Annotated in this window: 16 protein-coding genes; 5 read left to right on the top strand and 11 right to left on the bottom strand. The window is 51.4% G+C overall.

Annotated features, from left to right (window positions below):
* Positions 1-58: 58 nt before the first annotated feature.
* The 4 genes from ACSFXJ_RS05415 to ACSFXJ_RS05400 all read right to left on the bottom strand — a co-directional run bounded on the left by ACSFXJ_RS05415 (position 59) and on the right by ACSFXJ_RS05400 (position 5,636).
* Positions 59-1,789, bottom strand: a complete 1,731-nt coding sequence (locus tag ACSFXJ_RS05415) for a sensor histidine kinase (RefSeq protein ID WP_435924189.1) — start codon at positions 1,787-1,789, stop codon at positions 59-61.
* 101 nt (positions 1,790-1,890) lie between these two features.
* Complete coding sequence (locus tag ACSFXJ_RS05410; RefSeq protein WP_435924188.1) at positions 1,891-2,736, bottom strand: carbohydrate ABC transporter permease; 846 nt, start codon at positions 2,734-2,736, stop codon at positions 1,891-1,893.
* Complete coding sequence (locus ACSFXJ_RS05405) at positions 2,733-3,686, bottom strand: carbohydrate ABC transporter permease (protein WP_435924187.1); 954 nt, start codon at positions 3,684-3,686, stop codon at positions 2,733-2,735. Before ACSFXJ_RS05405 ends, ACSFXJ_RS05410 begins: the two co-directional genes overlap by 4 nt.
* Before the next feature lie 186 nt (positions 3,687-3,872).
* Positions 3,873-5,636: an NTTRR-F1 domain gene (locus ACSFXJ_RS05400; RefSeq protein ID WP_435924186.1), complete on the bottom strand. Its 1,764-nt coding sequence runs from the start codon at positions 5,634-5,636 to the stop codon at positions 3,873-3,875.
* A gap of 220 nt (positions 5,637-5,856) precedes the next feature.
* Here ACSFXJ_RS05400 and ACSFXJ_RS05395 point away from each other — a divergent pair, with 220 nt between their 5' ends.
* Positions 5,857-6,054, top strand: coding sequence for a hypothetical protein (locus ACSFXJ_RS05395; protein ID WP_435924184.1), 198 nt, complete (start codon positions 5,857-5,859; stop codon positions 6,052-6,054).
* A gap of 96 nt (positions 6,055-6,150) precedes the next feature.
* Positions 6,151-6,558, top strand: a complete 408-nt coding sequence (locus ACSFXJ_RS05390) for a hypothetical protein (RefSeq protein WP_435924182.1) — start codon at positions 6,151-6,153, stop codon at positions 6,556-6,558.
* A 1-nt stretch (position 6,559) separates the two neighbouring features.
* Here ACSFXJ_RS05390 and ACSFXJ_RS05385 read toward each other — a convergent pair whose 3' ends face one another.
* Positions 6,560-8,926: a beta-galactosidase gene (locus ACSFXJ_RS05385; RefSeq protein WP_435924181.1), complete on the bottom strand. Its 2,367-nt coding sequence runs from the start codon at positions 8,924-8,926 to the stop codon at positions 6,560-6,562.
* Between the two features lie 119 nt (positions 8,927-9,045).
* Here ACSFXJ_RS05385 and ACSFXJ_RS05380 point away from each other — a divergent pair, with 119 nt between their 5' ends.
* Entirely contained in the window at positions 9,046-9,894 is an 849-nt protein-coding gene (locus ACSFXJ_RS05380) for an AraC family transcriptional regulator (protein WP_435924180.1), read from the top strand.
* Between the two features lie 92 nt (positions 9,895-9,986).
* Here the strand turns inward: ACSFXJ_RS05380 and ACSFXJ_RS05375 are convergent, their stop codons facing one another.
* Positions 9,987-10,598, bottom strand: a complete 612-nt coding sequence (locus ACSFXJ_RS05375) for a copper amine oxidase N-terminal domain-containing protein (protein ID WP_435925677.1) — start codon at positions 10,596-10,598, stop codon at positions 9,987-9,989.
* A gap of 97 nt (positions 10,599-10,695) precedes the next feature.
* Here ACSFXJ_RS05375 and ACSFXJ_RS05370 point away from each other — a divergent pair, with 97 nt between their 5' ends.
* Positions 10,696-11,652, top strand: coding sequence for a hypothetical protein (locus ACSFXJ_RS05370; protein ID WP_435924179.1), 957 nt, complete (start codon positions 10,696-10,698; stop codon positions 11,650-11,652).
* Between the two features lie 152 nt (positions 11,653-11,804).
* Entirely contained in the window at positions 11,805-12,116 is a 312-nt protein-coding gene (locus tag ACSFXJ_RS05365; protein WP_435924178.1) for a PH domain-containing protein, read from the top strand.
* Between the two features lie 70 nt (positions 12,117-12,186).
* On the opposite strand, the gene ACSFXJ_RS05360 is transcribed toward ACSFXJ_RS05365, so the two are convergent.
* From ACSFXJ_RS05360 to ACSFXJ_RS05340, 5 genes are all read right to left on the bottom strand, one after another.
* The gene (locus tag ACSFXJ_RS05360) at positions 12,187-13,956 is read right to left on the bottom strand and encodes a sensor histidine kinase (RefSeq protein ID WP_435924177.1); all 1,770 of its coding nucleotides are present in this window, start codon (positions 13,954-13,956) and stop codon (positions 12,187-12,189) included.
* Entirely contained in the window at positions 13,953-14,633 is a 681-nt protein-coding gene (locus ACSFXJ_RS05355; RefSeq protein ID WP_435924176.1) for a response regulator transcription factor, read from the bottom strand. The genes ACSFXJ_RS05360 and ACSFXJ_RS05355 overlap by 4 nt, the downstream gene beginning before the upstream one ends.
* Positions 14,634-14,655: 22 nt before the next feature.
* The gene (locus ACSFXJ_RS05350) at positions 14,656-15,141 is read right to left on the bottom strand and encodes a DedA family protein (RefSeq protein ID WP_435924175.1); all 486 of its coding nucleotides are present in this window, start codon (positions 15,139-15,141) and stop codon (positions 14,656-14,658) included.
* On the bottom strand, positions 15,141-15,668 hold the full coding sequence (pssA, locus tag ACSFXJ_RS05345) for a CDP-diacylglycerol--serine O-phosphatidyltransferase (RefSeq protein ID WP_435924174.1): 528 nt from the start codon (positions 15,666-15,668) through the stop codon (positions 15,141-15,143). The genes ACSFXJ_RS05350 and pssA overlap by 1 nt, the downstream gene beginning before the upstream one ends.
* 173 nt (positions 15,669-15,841) lie before the next feature.
* Positions 15,842-17,068, bottom strand: coding sequence for an RtcB family protein (locus tag ACSFXJ_RS05340; protein ID WP_435924173.1), 1,227 nt, complete (start codon positions 17,066-17,068; stop codon positions 15,842-15,844).
* Positions 17,069-17,075: the final 7 nt, after the last annotated feature.

Genomic DNA, 17,075 nt, shown 5'->3' with positions numbered 1-17,075 from the left:
CAATTCGAGGCTAGCCGGAGTATAAGAGAGATGCACAATTTATTATAAAATCGTCTGATTATGCTTCGCTATACGATTCTTCCAGCCTCGGAAAGACGATCGACACCACCGCCCCCTGCGGATCCCCATTCTCGATGGCAATCGCGAAATCATCGTTAAAATAAGCCGAAAACCGCTCTGTCACGTTCCGGATGCCGTACCCTCCTTTTCGGCGATGATTTTCTTTGTCCCGCTGGCCCAGCCCGTTGCCGTCGTCCATAATCATGATCCGGACATGGTCGTCCTGCTCTCCAACCTTGATCAGAATCCGACCGTTCCGCCTTCCGTTGAAGCCGTGAATGACGGAATTTTCGACGAAAGGCTGAAGCGTCATTTTGGGTATACACAAGCCGAGCACGTCCTGGGAAGCCTGCACCTCGTAATCCAATCCGTCTTCCCACCTGATCTGCTGGATTTCCAAATAGCATTTGACATGAGTCAGCTCTTCTTCCAGCGTAATAAAGCTTTTTCCATGCGACAATCCGATGCGGAACATGCGCCCCATCAGTTCCAGAATGCGGCTCATCTTCTCCTGTCCTTCCGCAATCGCCATCCAATTCAGCTGATCTAAGGTGTTATAAAGAAAATGCGGATTAATATTGGCTTGGAGCGCTTCAATCTCGGCCTTGCGCTGCTTCTCGTAACGTTCGGCAAGCGATGCGTACAAAGCCTGGATTCTCTCGTTCATCTTGCGGAATCCCGCAAACAGAATGCCGAATTCATTCGTATAGTCGTTGGCCAGCTCCGCCTGTTCTCCTCCGACCGCGTAATTCTTCATCGCTCTTACCAGCTGGGCGACCGGTTTCATAAATTGACGGCTTAACCAGAGCATTAATAAAAAGGCAAGCAACAATGCCCCGATGCCGATCGAAATAATCGCCCCCGCAAGCTTGACGCTTCCCGCCGTAATTTGCTTCCACGGGGTGATCTCCAACAGCATCCACTCTGAGTCGGCAACCTTGGAGTATACGACCAGGGACTCGACGCCGTACGGCTGAGTATGTGACCGGAACACGCCGGATTCGTCCGGGAACCGCAGGTCCTGCTCTCTTAATCCGGTATCTTTCATCGACCTTCCGACGTTTAGCAGTTCCCTGCCGTTCATATCCAAAAGGATCCTGTTCGAATCTTGGGAATAGCCGGCAAGAATGCTTCTGATCCAATCGGCTTTCACATGCACGACGAGAATGCCCAAATAACGGGAATTGTTGTACACCTTGCGGGAAAAGCTCAACACGGGCACATTTCCCTTATATGTAGACAATTCATGCTCCTTCGACCAGGCGAAATCATTTTTCCGCAAAGAAGAATACCAGGGTTGATAGACGGCTTTGGTCAAATCATGAAATTGGATGTAGCTCTGCTCTCCCCCCCATTCCGGCTGCATCATGTATAGATCGATGGCCTGGATTTGCGGAATGGAATAGGTTAGATGGGCCAGCGCCTGCTGAATTCCCTTCGACCTCTGATAGTGGTTGAATTCGTCTTCTTTTCCCGACAAAAAAGTCAGCAAGTCGTTATCTCTGGACGTTGTCAGCGATATTTGCTCAATCGACGTAAGCCGGCCCGTAATTTCGTTGTTCAACTCCTCAAGCAGTCTTTTTTGGTAATAAGACGTGTTTTCGGCCAATTCCCGCGAAGTAATGACATAACTGATCCATACCGTAATCGCCAGTACAATCGCGATCAACCCGGCAAAGCAAATCATAAATAAGGAGTCGATCCGGTATTTTTTGAAAGGATTGATCATTTCGCGCATCCTCCGTTTTCATCTATCCGAAAAAAACATTGAAGCTGCGGCGAACCGCTGCCTCAATGTTTTCTAATTTTAATATATGATGGAAAAGCTGGCTAGCCTTTTAGCCCTGTCGTGGCAACACCCTCGACAAAGTACTTCTGGGCAAAAATAAACAGGAGCGTCGCCGGCAAAATAGAAACGAGCGACATGGCCAGCAATTGTCCCCACTCCGCGCCGCCTTGGGAATCGTTGATCATCCGCAAAGCCAGCCCGACCGTATATTTGTCCACGGAATTAATGTACAACAGGTGGCCGAGGAAATCGTCCCAGTTCCACAGGAAGCAGAAAATAACGACGGTAACGATGGACGGCTTTAACAACGGCATGATGATTCTCCAGTAAATCCCGAACCAGCTGCATCCGTCTATTTTTGCCGATTCATCCAGCTCCCGCGGGAGCCCCCGTATAAATTGAACGAGCAGAAAGACGAAGAAGGTTCCTCCCGCTCCACCTGCCAAGGCATGGGGGACGATGAACGGCAAATACGTGTTGACCCAGCCGAATTGGTGGAACATGGCATACTGCGGAATGATGAGTACTTGGCCCGGCAGCATGAGCGTGAGCATCAGCAGGGAAAACCAGAATCCGCGCAGCGGAAAGTCCAATCTGGCGAATCCGAAAGCAACCAGCGTACTGGAAATCACGGTTACGATGACGACCGCGATGATTAAATAAAAGGTGTTCACATAGAAATCGGTGAACGTAAATCCCGGTACGGAATGCCAGCCCTTGGTATAGTTCGACCACTGGGGCACGGTCGGGAATATGGACGGGGAACTCAGCTCCCGGTTGTTTTTTAAAGAAGCGCCGATCCACCAAATGACCGGGTAAACCATGATCAGACTGAAGATAATGAGCACCGAATGGCGAATGAATTTGTTCCGGCTGGACCTGGTCATTTTCGTTTCCCTCCCTGGCTTTCGGATTCATAGAATACCCAGTATTTCGAAGTCAGGTTAATGATCACGGCGGCAGCCACGATCAACAGCAGCATGATCCAGGCCAAGGAGGAGGAATAGCCCAGTTGATAGCGGCTGAATGCCCGTTCGTACAAATACAGCGCGTACACATAGGTGGAGTTCATCGGCCCCCCGGCGGTGATCACGTAGGCAGGCGTGAACATCTGGAAGGAGTTGATGACCCCCATGATGAGATTGAAAAATAACGTTGGGGACAACATAGGGAGCGTTATTTTGAAAAATTGTCTCATCCTGCCCGCACCGTCCACCGCCGAGGCTTCATACAGGTCATTCGGAATCTGCTTCAGGCCCGCGAGGAAAATAACCATCGAAGAGCCGAATTGCCAGACCGACAGCCCGATCAGCGACCATAACGCGGTATCCGGATTCGTCACCCAGCCCGTTCCCGGGATTCCGAAAGCGCCTAGGAGCTTGTTGAAGAAGCCGTCCACGCCGAAAATATTTTTCCATAACAGGGAAACCGCAATGCTCGCCCCGATCAAAGAGGGAAAATAGATGGCCGTTCGGTAGACCGAGATTCCGCGCACCGCTTTTTTCAGCAGCATGGCGACCAGCAGCGCGGCAATCAGCTTCAGCGGCACCGAAGCCAGCACGTAATAAAACGTGATCCATAACGATTTGGCGAATTTCTCGTCCGAATTCAAAATACGATTGTAATTTTCCAGACCGACCCATTCGATCGGCTTCATCAAGGTATAATTCGTGAAGGAATAATAGAGGGATAGCAGCATCGGATAGGCCGTCAAAGCCAAGAAACCGATCAACCACGGGGAAATAAACAGGTAACCTGCAATTGGAGAGTCCCAGCGCTTGAGAAATGTTTTTTTGCGGACAGGTACTCCGGATGCTAAAGACGTGGATCGTTCCATAAATTCACTCTCCTTTTTCCGTACCTTAAGTATAGATGGAGAGCTGCCGGGAACTACATGAGACAATTGTTCAAAATCATTCAATATTTTCAGAATATGCTGGTATTTTAGCTTTCATCGCATGAAGCTCCCGGTTATCTTGAAAAAAGAAAGACCGGGATTATCCCGGTCTTTTTTGCATGTTTTTTAATCGTCCAAGCGAATGATCGTAAGTGTCGCACCTTGCCCGGCCTGCAGCACGGCCGCCACGATCAGCCCGGCCAGCTGAAGCGATATCGTGCTGTTTGCGGTCAAGTTCAGGATGATTTCGCCATGCAGTTCGGTTACCCCCGCAAGGGCGGTTCTGGATGATGCCGCATTGGCGGCACCGTTGATCACCAATTGGGCGGTAACCCCGACCGCCAAAGTAGTGTTGACATTATAGGAAATGTAATACCTTCCCGGATTTGCGACTGTAAATACGGTGTTGGCCGCGTTGACGGTAATATTGTTTAAATTTTGGGCACTCGGAAGCGGCACGGCTGTACCGCCAAGTACGACCGAAATTGTCGTTCCTGTCGTATTCGCGGCGAAGCCGGAGCTTTCGGTAAAATTAGGACCTGTTGCTCCAGTCGGACCGGTGGCTCCCGTTGGACCCGTTGCTCCTGTCGCGCCTGCCGCTCCCGTCGGGCCTGTTGCCCCGGTCGGGCCTGCTGCTCCCGTCGGGCCTGCTGCTCCCGTTGCACCTGCTGCTCCCGTTGCGCCTACCGCTCCCGTCGGGCCTGTTGCCCCGGTCGGACCTGCTGCTCCCGTCGGGCCTGTGGCTCCCGTCGCGCCCGCTGCTCCCGTTGGACCGGTGGCTCCCGTTGCGCCTGCTGCTCCCGTTGGGCCGGTGGCTCCCGTTGCGCCTGCTGCTCCCGTCGGGCCTGCCGCTCCTGTCGGACCTGCTGCTCCCGTCGCACCTGCCGCTCCCGTCGGGCCTGTTGCCCCGGTCGGGCCTGCCGCTCCCGTCGGGCCGGTGGCTCCCGTTGCACCTGCTGCTCCCGTCGGGCCTGCCGCTCCTGTCGGACCTGCTGCTCCCGTCGCACCTGCTGCTCCCGTCGCACCTGCTGCTCCCGTCGGGCCTGTTGCCCCGGTCGGGCCTGCCGCTCCCGTCGCGCCGGTGGCTCCCGTTGCGCCTGCCGCTCCTGTCGGGCCTGCCGCTCCCGTCGCGCCGGTGGCTCCCGTCGGGCCGGTGGCTCCCGTTGCGCCTGCTGCTCCCGTCGGGCCGGTGGCTCCTGTCGGGCCTGCTGCCCCGCTCGGGCCTGCTGCTCCCGTTGGGCCTGCCGCTCCCGTTGCGCCTGCCGCTCCCGTCGGGCCAGTGGCTCCAGTCGCGCCGGCTGCTCCCGTCGGGCCTGGAGGTCCGGTTGGACCTGCTGCTCCAGTCGCGCCGGCTGCACCCGTCGGGCCCGCCACTCCTGTCGGACCTGGAGGTCCGGTTGGACCTGGCGAACCCCCAAATGGAGCCGTCAACAACGTAACGTCATCAACGAGAACATCGGAGCTTACAGGTCTCGGCAATTTATTCACGAGAAGAAATACAAAGGCTGAATTTGCGGGTGCCGGTCCGGCAGTTGCATAAAACTCCGTCCAATCCTTATCGGCTACATTCGGAAGGACCCCGTCGTCCACAACGCCGATTAATTGATACTCAATAAAGTTAAGTTCAGCATCATAATACTGTACACTCAAGCTGACGGCCGGACTCTCACCAGAGCCTAAACGGGAAAGAGAAACGAACAATTCCGAATTGTCGCCCGGATTGATGGGCGCGAATTGGTAAATGTAGGAGTTTACCGGTCCGCCGGGTAATAAAACACTGAAATAACCCAAATGGCTGTAAGTGCGAGTAATCGAAGCATTATGTGCGACGAATGGACTGAATTCCCCGGTCTCGAAGCTGCCGTTAATAATGATATTTTGAATTGGCAATAAATCTCACCCCTTTACTCATCGTGTTTCATGGACAGCCACGAAACCTACTAACATCTTATTTACTAGCTTATAGATTTGTAATGGCGCTTGTCCTATGTCAATTACATATTTATTTTTGAAGAGAATCGGCTCTCTTTAGAATTCAAAAGGTAATTTAAGGAATTTCACAACCCGATTATTGGAGATACTTTATTCAACGACTGGAGGAGGTGACCCGATGGACGCAAACGAGAAAGCGAAAGAGCAGCTTGAGCGTGCCAAAGCTAAAGATTCGACCGATGGCGGGCGCAGCAGGGCCTTTATGACGATGGACGCGTGGAATCAAGATGGTAATCCGGCCGCAAAAGACGATGAGTTCGGTCCGGAAATGAAGCAAGAAGCTCCGCCGACGCTTAACGGGAAGCCAATGGAATGACGAATGTGAAAAAGGGGCCAATAGGCCCCTTCTTCATGGATTCGGCGGTTATGCCGATATATCCATGGACGACATCATTCGGAGGTAATCACCATAATGAGAATCGCAACAGGTATTTTATCGTTCTTTTTTATGATTTTTGTCTTTTATCAAGGGAATCATCCTCTTCCGGAGTTTAGCCGGAGCGAAAATGAGACCATGTCCCTAATCAGCAATTTCATGGGCATTTTTCTCATACTGGGTCTGGCCTTCGTATTTAATAAACCTAGGCTTTCCAAAGTATGGTTCATTGTGGCAGGATCGATCGGTCTCTTAGGCGCGGTAAGCCCGACAAAAGAGTTTGCAAGTTGGGGAGTGATCTGTTTTATTTTTGCCTTCATGAGCCATAAAGCTATAAAAGAAGTTTCGCGGAAAAGAAATATCGAACAAGACATCGACCACTTAAAATCCGAGCTCGACCGTTTGAAACAGGAAAATGATGCACTAAAAAAGAAGATGGATTAAATCACCCTTCTATATTTGCATGCAGCAGGATCCGGCGTACGGGCTTGGCGGAAATCCGGTGGAAAATTGCCTGCTGCTCCCCGGAAAAATGACGCTCCACCGCCATGGCCGCGTTGGCGTCCACCGTCATGACTCCTTTGCGCAGCGGCGTCGTTTCCAACACGATCTCTCCGTTTTGAAGCTGAGCTTCGAAGCGTTTTAAACCGATTTCCCACGGGGCCCCATTATAAAAATGATCATGGAAGAGTCGCCCGTCGGAGAAGGCATAACCCACGTTCCCTGTATAGTCGATATTCAACAGAATATCGTCTGACTCGTGCAGCAAAGCGGGTTCGAAGCTTACGACCACTTTATGATCCTTCATCCGCTTAACTTCCAGGGGAATCTGCAGCTTGGGCAGCCGGATGGAGTAGCTGCGGAACAAGCCCTCTTTTTCCATGGATACCTTGCAATGCCCCGACTCGGTCCGCCAAGGGGGCTGCGATTCTTCGGTTGCGAATTCGCGGAAAGCGAATTCTTCCTCCCCGTTCATGTAAAGTTCAAGGACGTTTTCCTTCACGGCCAGCGGCGATTCGGAGAAAAAAATACGACGCGTGCCGGATACTTCCGCCTCCCACAGTGTTCCCGCTTCTTTTGCGGTCATCACATAGACGCGGATCTCCCGCTTCCCTTCACGCCGAATCCGGATCCATGCCGAATTGTCGCGCGGAACGATCACGATGGCCGAACCTTCCCGGCCGCGCTCAAGCCCGGCTCCGTCGGCGACAATGTCCTCGGAGCTTGACGTATCGAAGGCCAGCTCCCCGTCCACGCCTGCCGGAACGGCAAAGAAATAAGTCGCCGCGTCTGCCGTTTCAACGGCCGTGACCGGCTGCGCCGTCGCATACGTCAAATTCAATCCGTCAAGATCGAAATGGAACGGCAGCATCATGGAGGCGTTGGGACGAACCGTAAGCGAAGTCTTTTGCGGGAACGCGAGAGTACCGCCGCTTTGGGCGATCTTGAACCGCACATCCTCATGCGACCCCATCTCGACGTGATCCTGATAATTGTTTACGAACAAAAATCCCGATTTTCCGTCGGTCCGAATCGCATACCGAAGCGTCTCCGCATCCTCCGGACGGATCGATTCCGCCCCTACCGGGAGCACCGTCCCCATCGGAGCCAGCCGTCCGCCGAATTGACGCAGAAAATAATGAAACGGCCGAAGCAGATGATTGGAGCTCCGGAATTGCCCAAACTCTCCGAGCGGAGCTTGAAAATCATAGGTGATCCTCGGAGTCGTGCTTTCATTCAAATAGCCGGTCTTTCCGACCGGATTGGTCCCTCCATGGAACATATAGTAGCCGACAAAGTTGCATCCTCCGGCTACCTTGACCAGGCTCATCGCCAGGACGCTCTCCGGCTCCACCTGAAACCTCGATAAATACCAGGTCTGCATCCCGCAGCCCATTTCGCAGCAGGCAAAAGGATATTTCGTTTTGGGGTATGGCGGCCGAAACTCACCGGAATCCGATTCATCGTCATGATAGCTGACAAAAACATACTCGTTCGTCGGCTTCTGTGCCGGATTGTCCGCGCTGATGCTCCAAGGCGTATATGCGTATCCGCCATAAAGCGGAAGAACTTCGTCCTCCAGCAGGGGTGCATCTCCCCATCCCGTCGATGTGTAAATCGGCGCAATCAACCCGGCCGCCTCGGCAAGCTGCTTGAGGATTCGCATATGCTCCACCCCTTCGTCGCCTCCGCTACCGCCGCTCATATACTCGTCGCCTTGCTTCGCGGTCAACTCCCACAGCGCGGCCGCGGCGTTGAGCTCATTTTCAAGCTGAATCCCGATCACCGGTCCCCCGTCCCGATACATGAAGCCTTCCGCTTGTCTGCCGATTTCCCCGTATAGCCTGCGGACATATTCGATGTACCCTGCGTCGTTCGAGCGAACCTCGAAAGGCCTGCCGAACAGCCAGTCGGGCAAACCGCCGTTACGTACCTCCCCATGGCAAAACGGACCGATCCGGAGGATCAGGTAGAGCCCTTGGCGCGCGCACATTTCCGTAAATTTCCGCAGATTGAGGTTTCCCTTCCAATCGAACGTACCTTCGATTTCTTCATGATGGTTCCAGAAGATGTAGGTGGCGATGATGTTGATGCCCGACATCTTCATTTTTGCCAGCTCCGTCTCCCACTCCGACTCCGGATAGCGCGAATAATGGAATTCGCCGCACACGGGAATCACCGGTTTTCCATCGATTTGCAGGTAATAATTCGTAAAACCGATACGGACTCCCTCCGGGTAGATGCCTCCCATTCGTAAAGAGGACGGGGTGATCGTCTTAACCGGAATCCGCGCATCTATAGGATACTCCATCTCAAAAAACTCCTCCCATTCACTCATCTCCTTTTGATCATATCCGATAATACTTTTATACTTATAGAATATTCAGTTCAAAAAATCGTACAATCTTAACATTTGCGGAGGGTTCCTGGATGCTGCCTTTTCTTCTTGCCGAATTTGCAAACCTGGATGAGACATTGCCGCTTTACGTCTGCTGTATCGGAAGTCATGAACAGAAACATTTGTCCCGTCCGGAAGGCTATTCGGCAAATCAGTTGTTTTTGACCCGAAGCGGCGCGGGACGGCTTCAAATCGAGGGGGCGGATGAACTGATTTTGACGCCGGGCACCGCTCTTTTTCTCCCCGCCCATGTTCCCCATACCTATCGTCCTTATAACTCCGATGACGTCTGGGATCTCGGGTTCGTCGCCTTTAACGGTCCCGCCGCCGCTCCCCTCCTAGGGTCTAACGGCAAGACCTCGTGCAGAGTCCTCCATGTTCCGGACTTTAGTGCGCTTTGGACTCAATTGGAATCGCTTTGGCATTTGATCAGCCTAAACGGAGAGAATGCCTATTGGGATGCCTCCAAACGATTGTATACCCTCCTTTTGGGCGTACTTGAGGGCCAGTCGTTCGGCAAGCGAAGCGTAAGCCGCATCTACCCGGCCGGTCAATCGAACCCGGCGCTTCAGGCAGCCGTAAAACTGATCCATGACCACTATAACGAACGGTTGCTCCTTAGCAATGTGGCGAGGGCCGCAGGGTACTCCATGCAGCATTTCCACCGGCTTTTCGTTGCTCATTATGGCGTAACGCCGCAGCAGTATATTCTTCAACTCCGCATGAAGCGTTCCGTTCAGCTCCTGGAGGGCCAGCCCGACATGACCGTCGAGGCCGTCGCCCAACAGCTCGGCATGGAGACCAGTTATTTTATCCGGATGTTTAAGCGGACGTATGGTACGACGCCGAAGCGGTATGGGAGTCTGCTTCGGAGCAGATGAGCTGCTTCATACCTTTTAAAAAAATAAAAGGCCTATGAAAAACAGGAGGGTCTCCCGATTTCCATACGGCCTTGGTTTTATACTATTTAGTATCAGTTGATAGAAATTTCAAGCGAATTACTGTCGGCATTGTATTCAATGCTCGCTCCTAGTCCTCTGGCAAAAACCTGAGCAGGAACATAGGTAACGTCTTTGATGACTTTAGGAGCCACGTTTGCCGTTTCGGAGGTACCGTTATAAAATACGGTTTTGCTTCCGAGCGTAAGCGTAATTTTATTTGTTCCTCTACTTACTCCGATCGTGCCGCTATCTTTATCATAGGAAATGGATGCTCCCAATCCCTCGGCAATTTCGCGCAAAGGTACAAGATTCGTATTCTGGTAAATAACCGGTTGACTGCCAAAATTGAGCTTATCTCCATTCACGTATACCTCAAGCCCAGACTCCTTGTATGCAGGCGTTGCAGGTTTAGAGGCGGATTTTTTGGATGAAGAAGCTTTCGTGCTTGAGCCGGAAGAGGATGAATTCTTTGACGATGTGCTGTTCGAGGAGGAAGATCCCTTGCCGTTATGGTAATGGTACTCCCCATATTCCAATCCCCATTTCTCGCAATTCGTTTTGCACGTATGCCCGCCTTTTGAGTCCGTTCTTCCCGGATGAGCGGAAATCATAGATGTGCTTGAAAACGCCAAAAATAGTGCCATAGCCCCTGATATCCATCTCTTTCTCAAATTAAACAACCCCTTTTTAGTATTATGTTACTAATTATAGTAGCATAACATTAAGATAAGGAGGAGATTATTGGAAAACCATTATGCCTCTCAATATGTTCAAATTATATATTGTCTTATGACGCTATCGGAGAGTGGAAAAATGCAAAATAATCATTTTCTAGAATTGATGCAATCTTTCACAAATGAAACTTTGAAGGGGCCTATTGGTAAGAACGAAGTATTCACAGAGCTGGTCAAAAGGATTGAATTTATTCTTAATCCGAAAAGCAATCCAAAATACCGGCTTCATCCGGATAAGTTCTGTCCTATTGCCTCATCCGGAAGCAACTTCGGATACGTAATATTAGGATTAAATCCTCATGACGATGGGGAAGCCGGGGATACAAGACATTTGAAAACTTGGGAAGCGCTAGCTGAGTATCATAACCCGAAAAATCTTGAGGGAGACCATATTTTTAACAGAGTGCTTGGTGACCCCGGAGCAGTTGTTCCTTATTATCGAAACTTGGGCTTGTTAATGAATTCATTAGAGAAACGCAAATTCGTAAGCTGGTCGGACTTCCGGAAGGGTAGTAATAATGCCAAAACAAAGCAAAAGTACCTTGAACTCATTTCGACTAAGCCCATGGCGGTGGTTGAGCTCATTCCTTTCGCATCGAAAGAGTTTTCCTTATCAAGAGATGGTTTAGATGAACTTTTCCGTACAGAGGTTTGTTTTAAGAATTATTTAGTCAAATTATTAAACTTGATTCTTAACGAATCAGCTAAAGACGCCTGGATTATATGCAATGGTAAATCTGCTTCAGAGGCATTTATTGATATATTGAAAATAATGGATGTAAACTTTGAGACGCCTGTTGAAATTCCCCGTGAGAAAAAGTTTTCGTTCCATATTATCGAGGGGAAAAAGGTACTCATGCTTCATGAATTTTTAAGAAGACGAGGTGGGGTATTAAATACAAATCAACAGATAAAAGAAATGATTGAAATCGTTGTGAAGTTATCACTCTCATATAAAAATTAACTTGAGCTAATCAGCCGACAATTCATGTTCGGGAATTCTGAGGATGTTCCTTGACCTCTCTTTTCTGTCGATTGCAGTGATTTCATGGAGGAAATTGTTAGAGACTATCGAACTATACACTCTTTAAAAGCGGCGATAACCGCGAGAAGCACATGCAGCAACTATATGAATTTTTATTCGAAGGCGAACAGGTCGAACGGACCTATGGCCTTTCCAGCGACTTCGTTGCGCTCACCAACAAACGTTTAATTTATGTGGGAAAGGTTCCATTAAGCAAGCAAACGCAAGTGACCTCCATTCCATACAGCAAGATCGAAGAAATTGGATTTGAGATCACCGGATCCTTTTCGCTGACCAATAAGATCAATGTCATCACAAAAGCGGGAAAACATGAATTGGAGTTCGACAAACTCGCCAATATTAAAGAATTCTATATGATCCTCTCCAGACGTATCTGCCAATAAGCCCTCCCCTGCAATACAAAAAGGAGCAGACTTTGCTGTCATGCTCCTTCTTTATTTCGTGAAGACAAGCTTAGGTCCAAAACTTGAGGGTAAACATAACGCCGCCATCCCTGTTTTCCACCTGGTATTCACACTCATGCAGCTCCAAAATCCTTCTGACGATGGCGAGACCGAGGCCCGTCCCCCCGCTTTTGCGGTCCCTCGAAGGCTCTGCCCGAAAGAATCGCTCCCATATTCGTTTCAGGTAAGCATCCGGAATAGCCTCGCCCTTGTTATGGATGGTGTAGACGCAGGCTTCGCCTTCTACCGAGACTTGGATTTGGATGGTGCTGCCCTCTTCGGCATGGCGGATGGCATTGGTCATCAAATTCATCACCACCTGCTCCATCTTGGCGGCATCCGCCATAATTTCCCGTTCACGATCTCGATTTACCCGGACGGTAAGACGCTTCTCCCGCAGCTGATATACAAGCTTCCCCAGCATATCCTCCGTAAGCTCGCCGAGCAGAATCGGAGATTTGTAAAGTTTGACTGTAGGCGATTCCAGCCGGAGCAGGTCCAGCATATCCTGAACGAGTCGCTCCATTTTCCCGCTTTCCTCCAGAATTACGCCGACATAATGATCCTGACGGCCCGCGCTGATCCCGTCCCGCATGCCTTCCGCAAATCCCCGCACAATGCTGATCGGCGTTTTGAGTTCATGCGAAGCGTTGGCAAAAAAGTCCTTCTGCAGTTGTTCCAGCTCCTTGTTCTGTTCGATCTCCCTTCTCAAGCGGGCATTCGTTTCATTCAGTTCGCCCAACGTCCTTTCCAACTTGCCGGACAAATCAATGAGGGTATTCGATAAACTACCCAGTTCGTCTTTACGTTGAATAGGCTCTCCCCCGGAAAAATTCAAATGCTTCATTTCCTCGGCTCGCTTGTTCAGCAGCAAAAGGGGACGTGTGATCATCCGGGAATAAAAGATGGAAAGCAGCATGATCAATATGAAGCCGCCGAGGCCCAAATATCCAAAGAACAGGCGCAATGCGCTATTCGTCTCCTTGATCTCCTGCAGCGAAGTCACCAGAAACAGCACTTCGATCCCGCCGTCCCGGCTGAGCACCGGCTGCATGATAATCCCATTTCGGCTTCCGGTCCACGGATCGGTCCACCTCTGCTCGATCGTTTCCATTTTCTTCAACCGATCCGTATAGGCTGTCGACAAGGGAAAAAACTCGTCCATAGCCGAATAGAGGATACCCAGACGTAAGCCTGCTTTGTTGGGATTGGGGACGCTAATCTTCTCCACTTTTCCAATCTCCACATCGGATTCCGTACCCCCCGCCTCGATCTTTCCAATCTCTTGCACGCCAGCATTGATTCCATCTCTTTTTTTGAGATAATGCGGATAAAAGGTGATGCTGCCCGGATCCTCGGCGAATTCTCCTCGTACCTCCACCTCTTGTCCAATCTTAATATTCATACGCTTGAATTCCCGCCTGTAAGCACTGACGAAATAAGACAGCGAGACGTCAATGGCGGTGCCGTCCTTGCGGATTATCCGCATCCGAAAAGGATCGTCGACCGTCATATTTCCCGCAAAGTCCGTCAATGCGAAATCGGCGTCATTCTTGTGCATCTGAAACCATGTCTTCGAATACGGCTCGCGGGCGGCTTCAGGATCCTTTTGGTATATCGACGCTAACGACGTTGCCGCCCGTTCCAGCTTGAGCATTTTCCTGTGCTCATAAAATTCGGGAAAAACCAGCAGCTGACACATGAGCACGATAAGATAAAAAAGAATGAAGATCACGGCCGTAGCGATAAAAAGCTTGGTTGTAATGCCGAATCGCTTCATGGAGCCTCCTCATAAATATAACCGATACCGAATACGGTGCGGATACAGTCTGCAGCCGGCCCCATCTTGCTTCTCAGCTTTTTAATGTGCGTATCCACGACTCTAATATCCCCTTCATAATCCGGTCCCCAAGTGTGGCTCAAGATGGTGTCCCGAGGCAGCACGATCCCCCGGTTGCGCAACAGTAATTGAAGGAGTTCATATTCCTTCGGCGTCAGGTCGATCGACGCTCCCTCCCTTTCCAATCGCCGACTTTGAATATGCAGCATAACGCCGCAACCAACCGGCGAATAGGGAGAAGGAGAGAGTTGGCCGGCAATTCTCTTCATCAGCACTTCGGCTTTCGAGACGAGCACTTTGGGGCTAAATGTCTTGGTTACGTAATCATCCGCCCCCAACTCATAGCCTTCGATCTGCCGCTCATCTCCGGATACCGCGGTTAGAATAATGATTGGGACACCCGAACGGCGACGGATCTGGCGGCACAGTTCCCAACCGTCCATCTCGGGCATCATCAAATCGAGAATCACAAGATCCGGCATTTCCGTTTCGAAGGCGTAAAGACCTTCTTCGCCGTCCCCCGCCTGGCATACCTCCCACTGTTGGGCGGCAAAATAATCCGAAATGAGCTCCCGGATTCGAAGTTCGTCCTCAACGATCAGCACTTTCTTCGTCAAAACGCGCGCTCCTTTCTGTTCGTTAATGCGCATATCCCAAAATTCTTCCCGCCATGATAAAAATAAAACACCAAAAAAAGGCGCCGATGGACGCGAATAGACAGTATTTTCGCAGCGGCATCCGGCTTATTCCGCACAGGTAACAGGTGACATGCCGAAATCCGGGAATAAAATAACCGATCATAATGGAAAAGGGACCGTATTTATTCATCCATCCTTCGACCTTGGCGATCCGGTGCGGCTTCAAACCTATCCATTTCCCGTAACGCTCCAGAAAGGGGCGGCCGGCTCTCAACCCGATCGAGTAACTGACGATCATGCCGCTCAACGCGCCGAAGAAGCTAAAGAACAAGGCATAAGGAAGCTTCATGGTACCGATTAAAGTCAAATATCCGATCGCTGTCATCAGCAGTTCGTCCGGCACGGGCAAGCCGACGATACCAAGCGTTAAAAGGACGAAGATTGCGACATACCCGTAATCGGACAAAAATTGAAGCACTGGTTCCATTAGCATTCCTCTGCAACTTCAGGCTTCATTTTTTTCAAGCCGGGAAAAGAAATTCTGCTGACCATCAGCAAACTAAGCAGCAAAGCCCCAAACGCCGCCAGCACCGGCTGCAGCGAAGCGCTCATCAGCAGAATGAGCATGGCCGCGAGCGGGATCGGCATTCCGACAAAGCCCGGCATATGGCTCTGGGCAGCATTATAGCGTGCCAGACGCAGGGCACCGCAGCAGACGTAAGTCAAGCAGCCGACAATTCCCAATACGCGGACTTCATGCAGCGAGGTGACGTAAGCCAATACCGCCGGCGCGATCCCAAAAGTGACAAGGTCGGCCAGCGAATCAAGCTCCTTGCCCAGTTCCGAGACGGCATCCAGCTTTCTGGCGCAAAAACCGTCAAAAAAATCGCAGAGCAATCCCAGCAAAATTAGCATGAAGGAGATAGCGGTTTCGCCCTGATATACGAATAAAATGGCGGAAAAGCCCAATAATAGATTCCCTAGCGTCAATACGGACGGAAATACTTTTTTCATTATAAATCACTCCAAATCCATTCGGCTTGTAGAGGCCTGTCCAATTCCTTCCGGCCGCTTCGACCATTGTAGACAAAAGATGTGTTCTTCTTGTGTTTTCCGCGTGCCATGCAAAAAGGCCCTTCTCCTAAAAGGAGAAAGGCCTCGGTATCTGCCCAAATTATGGATCGCTATCAATCCTTATACGGGTCAAACTCATCCGCACCGGCCATGCAGACGCCGATCGGCTTCAGGACGTGCATCACCTCGATCGTTTCGGCATGCGCGTCCAGCACTTCCTGCAGCTTCCGGTACACAAAAGGGCTTTCGTCCGTGCCTGCGCCGCGCAGCTCCACACCGAAATCCCGGACCGCCTTCATCATTTGCCCGGTGCTGATTTGACCGCCGCTGCGGGTGCGGGTTTTCCAGTTCATTTTCCCGGCCGCCTGGGTCCGGCTCATGATCCGTCCCGCGCCATGCACGGTGCTAAAGTAAGCATCCCGATTCTCCAGGCTGTCCTTCCCCTTCACGATCACGGATATATCCCCCATGCTGCCGCCGATGAAACCGACCTGGCCGGGTGCGGACGGGGTCGCTCCTTTGCGGACGACGACCACCTCTTTCCCGCCATGCGTCTCTTTCCAGGCATAGTTGTGATGGTTATGCACCTCAAGGTCCGCTTCCGCTCCCAAAATAGCCAGCACCTGCCGGATCACGTCGTCTCTTCCGGCGTAGGCATAGCGCCCCGCCAGCTTCATCGCACGGTAATACATGTCGCCCAGCTCGCTGTTCATATCCAGCAGTACGGGCGGCTGGTCCATCTTCTCGCCCGGAGCGCTCCCGAGAAATTCTCTCCCGGCAGCCAGGTTAATAAAACCGCTCGCCGTCTTATGTCCGAAGCCCCGGCTACCGAAGTGATTCGCGATCCACAAACGGCCGGTTTCCATTTCTTCAAACAGGTCCACAAAATGGTTGCCGCTTCCGACCGTGCCGAGCTGCGCCTGCGCCAAGGCTTTCAGCTTGTCATGCTCCTGCTTGCCGACAGCCTGGTAGACCGCCCAATCCGGATCATCGAACAGCTCATGATCCACATTTTCATTGTTAACACGGCCGATACCGAAGGAAATTTTGCGGGCGATCTCGTCCATCACCTTCGCCAACCCCGGCTTAATATCCGACGCCGACAGGTTTGTTCGAACCGCTTTATTCCCGCATGCGATATCATATCCCACCCCGGACGGAGAGATTTGTCCGTCATACACGACGACTCCGCCGATCGGTTGACTATACCCTTTATGATGATCCGCCATGAGCAGGGCTTGAACGACATTCCCCGTTTCCGCACACGTCTTCGCCTGAGCCACCGCCCCGCTATCCGGGGTTCCCCAGACACGAACGCCGTCTATGTTTTGATACGTCATTTTATCC

Source organism: Paenibacillus salivarius, from assembly GCF_051307165.1.
Lineage (GTDB): Bacteria > Bacillota > Bacilli > Paenibacillales > Paenibacillaceae > Fontibacillus.
The sequence above is the reverse complement of the archived record's forward strand: the minus strand, read 5'-3'. Positions and strand labels throughout refer to the sequence as shown.